Raw genomic sequence first — 4,010 nt, forward strand, 5'->3', positions numbered from 1 at the left:
TGCTAATGAGCTTACAAAACTCAAGCACGCTGGAATTATAATTAAAATCACGGAAGAGACAGAACCGCTTGAAGCTCAATTTAAGAGATTTAAAACAACACTTCTTAGTGGTGTTAAAAAAAGAAAAATAAAACCTGACTCTTTAATTGCGGCTATTAGACAATTGGCAGTTATGACAAATGCCGGGATATCAATTTACGATTCACTGAGTGAAATCGCAAGATCTACACAAGAGGAGAGTTTAAAACTGGTTTTTGGTAAGCTGGCAGAAGATATAAATTCCGGTCATTCTCTATCAAAATCTATGGAAAATTTCCGTTTTGAACTTGGAAATCTCGCAATTGCCATGGTTCAACTTGGTGAGAAAACAGGTAATCTAGATGATGCATTATACTCTCTAGCCGATATGCTAGAAGAAATACGAGCGAACGTTACTAAATTTAAAAAAGCGATGGCATACCCAAGAAACGTCATGATTGCGATGGCAATAGCTTTTACAATTCTAATATCGTATGTTGTTCCTAATTTTAAAGTTATGTTTGAAAAATTAAATGCTGAGTTGCCACTTCCTACACTGATATTGCTAAAACTAGAGTATCTTTTTAATAATTACGGTCTATATCTATTAGCTTCTTTGATTATAGCTTTTGCAATATTTAAATATCTCATCAATAACTATAAAGATATCAGGTTTCGTTGGCACCAAGTTCTGTTAAAAACATACCTTATTAAAAATATTGTAATGTATGCAACACTCAGCCGTTTTACACTTGTTTTCTCAGAACTAATTCGTGCCGGTATTCCTATTGCGGAAGCTCTTGATACTACAATATCCATGATTGACAATCTGCCACTAAAAGCAAAACTCTCCTCCGTTAGGACTTCTGTTGAAAAAGGTGCGGCTTTAAATGAAGGCTTGGCGGATACAAAACTTTTTGAAAATATGATTATTCAGATGATTAGTGCCGGTGAAGATAGTGGTACCCTTGATAGCATGATAAAAAAGGTTGCTGAATACTATAAAATGAGATTTGATGCAATAATTGATGGGTTAAACGAAGCTATCGAACCTATTATGCTCTTTATTATTGCTGCAATGGTTCTTCTTCTTGCTCTTGGTATATTCTTGCCGATGTGGGATATGGGTAATGCTGTACAGGGAAGAGGATAAAAGATATAGGAGTCTCTCCTATATCCTTTCTAAAACATTATTATGCTAGATTTGTAAATACTTTTTGAACATCCTCATCATCTTCGAGTTTGTCTAAAATTTTATCTATATCTTCTTGTTGCTCCTCCGTTATTGTTATCGGCGAATTTGCAATTCTCTCTAAGTTTGCCTTAGTAATCTCGATGCCCATATCTTCTAGGGCACTATTTAATGCGCCAAAACTTGTATAGTCTCCAGTTACTAAAACAACTCCATCCTCTTCCTCTATCTCTTCTAAGCCTGCATCAATCAGCTCCAGTTCAAGCTCTTCTAAATCCATGCCATCTTTTAGAGGAAATTCAAACAGCGCTTTTCTGTCAAACATAAACTCTAAAGAGCCCTTTGTAAGCATCTCACCGCCATGTTTTGTAAGTATATTTTTCACATTTGCCACGGTTCTCGTATTGTTATCCGTCATGCACTCTATAAAGAGCTGCACACCATGTGGAACTTTCCCCTCAAAACTTACCTCAAGCATACTTGCCGTATCTTTTGCAGTTGCTCTTTTTATAGCTGCTTCTATGTTGTCTTTTGGCATATTTTCGGCTTTTGCATTTATAATCGCTGTACGCAATCTCGCATTCATATCGGGGTCAGTTCCACCCTCTTTTGCCGCCATTGTAATTATTTTTCCAAGTTTAGGAAACAGTTTTGACATTGCTCCCCATCTTTTTAGCTTTGATGCTTTTCTGTACTCAAAGGCTCTTCCCATGCATATATCCTCATCTAGTGTTATCTGTTTTATTATTAGAAATGTATTATAACCAAATCTGCTTTCCCAAATGAAGTTTAAAGTAGGTATTCATGAGCGGATTTGGTATAATTACGCATTAGACTCTACAAGGTGTTTCAATGCAGTTTCTCTCTAAAATCAAACATTACTTATTTAATGCATTTCGTGAACTATTCGTATACAATCACAGTTCATTAGCGTTTCGTGCCAAACTTTTTGCTCTTATCCTTAGCGCAAATGAAAATATAAAAGCGGATGATTTCTCCATTATAAAAAAGATTGGTATGAATATATATAATGACGATGAAAGAGCAAACCTTCTCCTCCTAAACACTAAAGAACTTGTTAAGAAAGTAAGAGAGAACAATGGACTGGATATTGATACGCTTGTCTTAAATATTCAAAAAGAACTAAAGCTTATGCCAAGATATGCCAAAAAAATAGACATTGATTCGCTTAGAGAGCTTCTTTCGCTCTCGCATGACAGGGATATCATCTCCTACCAAGAGAATATGATAGAATTTTTACAAAATATAAAAGATGAAACTCTGCATGAGAGAAGATCACAAATTGCAAAAGATGAAGAGAATATAGAATCTAAATATTAAGGGCACCTCTAAAACTCTAGTTACCTTCAGAGGGAATCAAAAAAGATGAGATGGTGTAAAACCTTTTTTGAAGCGTAGCCGTAGCTACGGTGATAAAAAGTTTTATGCCATATCGCTTTTTTGAACCCTCCCGTAGGGCGATAGAGAGAAGCCCACACTCTGCGTTGACTCTTTTTGCCTTAGCTACGGCTAGGGCTGCAAAGAGTCGCCTTGATTGTGAACTTCTCTCTATCGCTGAAGGTGGCTAGAGTTTTTTAGAGGTGCCCTTAAACTTCTCTTTATCAAAAAAAGTCTCTACGGAGATATTTTTAAATGCTGCATTTAAACTTGTAAAAAGTGAAGGAAACTCTTTTTCCATCTTTGCTAACATCTCTTTTGTATTTGCTCTTGCATGGGGCATTTTAACGTCAAATCTCATAGATGGACATGCTTCATCCCCAATAGTCACAATATCGTTATCAAGCGCAAATGCAGCAAGCTGGCGCTCTCTCATCTGAATAAGAGGACGTATTACAATCAAACCATTATCGGCTCTATATTTTGGTGCAAGCGAACGCATCTGTCCGTTATAGATAAAATTCATAAAAAAACTCTCTGCAGCATCATCCATGTGATGTCCAAGAGCCACTTTATTGCAGCCATGCTTTTCTGCCGCACTGTAGAGCGAACCTCTTCTCATGCGTGAAAAAAAACTGCAAAATGAGGAATTTTTTCTAATTTTCTCACCTGCTAAATCATATATTTTTGTATCATGGATAGCATGTTCAATCTCATGTTCCCTGCAATGTTCAATCAAATTATCGAAGTTTTCACCCATCCCGTATGAAACGGTTACTGCAATAAAATCAAATTTAAATGGTGCGCGGCGCTGTTGCTCTTTGAGCGCATGGACTAAAGTAAGAGAATCTTTTCCGCCGCTAAGACCTACCAATATCTTATCGCCCTCTTCTATAAGTTCAAACTCGGCATTTGTTTTTCCGAGTTTAGACATAATTTTTTTAGAAATTTTAACCGGCAATTTTGTCCACCATTTTCATAACAAACTCGGCACTCTCTTTAGCACTTGTCTGTAAAAACTCATCAAAACTAAAACTTGCATCCATGTCTGCCGCATCGCTAATAGCACGAAGAATAAAAAAAGGCACCCCAAGCGCATTACAGACGACAGCAACACTCCCGCCTTCCATCTCCAGCGCATCTGCACCAAATGTAGCTCCTATCCAGTTCTTTCTCTCTTCATTTGCCACAAACTGATCACCCGTTGCGATGATTCCTTCCTGCACGCTTTTACCCATGCTTGCAGCGACCTCTTTGCTCATCTCTATCATAACTTTATCAGCCTCTACAAAGACCGACCCTTCTGGTACATAGCCAAAAGGATGACCAAATGCAGTAATATCCAAATCATGCTGGGAGAGTTTTGTTGCAACGATTAAATCACCGACCTTTAGAGTTGGAG

At 37.3% G+C, this 4,010-nt stretch carries 5 protein-coding genes; 2 read left to right on the forward strand and 3 right to left on the reverse strand.

Features of this window, described 5'->3' with window-relative positions:
* Nucleotides 1–1,171 (forward strand): type II secretion system F family protein (locus RQ763_RS10315; RefSeq protein ID WP_314152855.1); only part of this gene is annotated, 1,171 nt, incomplete at its 5' end.
* A gap of 40 nt (nt 1,172–1,211) precedes the next feature.
* Here the strand turns inward: RQ763_RS10315 and RQ763_RS10320 are convergent.
* Entirely contained in the window at nt 1,212–1,922 is a 711-nt protein-coding gene (locus tag RQ763_RS10320) for a YebC/PmpR family DNA-binding transcriptional regulator (RefSeq protein ID WP_314152856.1), read from the reverse strand.
* 140 nt (nt 1,923–2,062) lie between these two features.
* Here RQ763_RS10320 and RQ763_RS10325 point away from each other — a divergent pair, with 140 nt between their 5' ends.
* Nucleotides 2,063–2,551, forward strand: coding sequence for a hypothetical protein (locus RQ763_RS10325; protein WP_314152858.1), 489 nt, complete (start codon nt 2,063–2,065; stop codon nt 2,549–2,551).
* 244 nt (nt 2,552–2,795) lie between these two features.
* On the opposite strand, the gene RQ763_RS10330 is transcribed toward RQ763_RS10325, so the two are convergent.
* Both RQ763_RS10330 and RQ763_RS10335 read right to left on the reverse strand, forming a co-directional pair.
* Nucleotides 2,796–3,542, reverse strand: a complete 747-nt coding sequence (locus tag RQ763_RS10330; protein ID WP_314152860.1) for a tRNA 2-thiocytidine biosynthesis TtcA family protein — start codon at nt 3,540–3,542, stop codon at nt 2,796–2,798.
* A gap of 16 nt (nt 3,543–3,558) precedes the next feature.
* Nucleotides 3,559–4,010: 5'-methylthioadenosine/adenosylhomocysteine nucleosidase (locus RQ763_RS10335; protein ID WP_314152862.1), on the reverse strand; the 452-nt coding region annotated here is incomplete at its 5' end.

The sequence above is a fragment of the Sulfurimonas sp. genome, assembly GCF_032250635.1.
Lineage (GTDB): Bacteria > Campylobacterota > Campylobacteria > Campylobacterales > Sulfurimonadaceae > Sulfurimonas.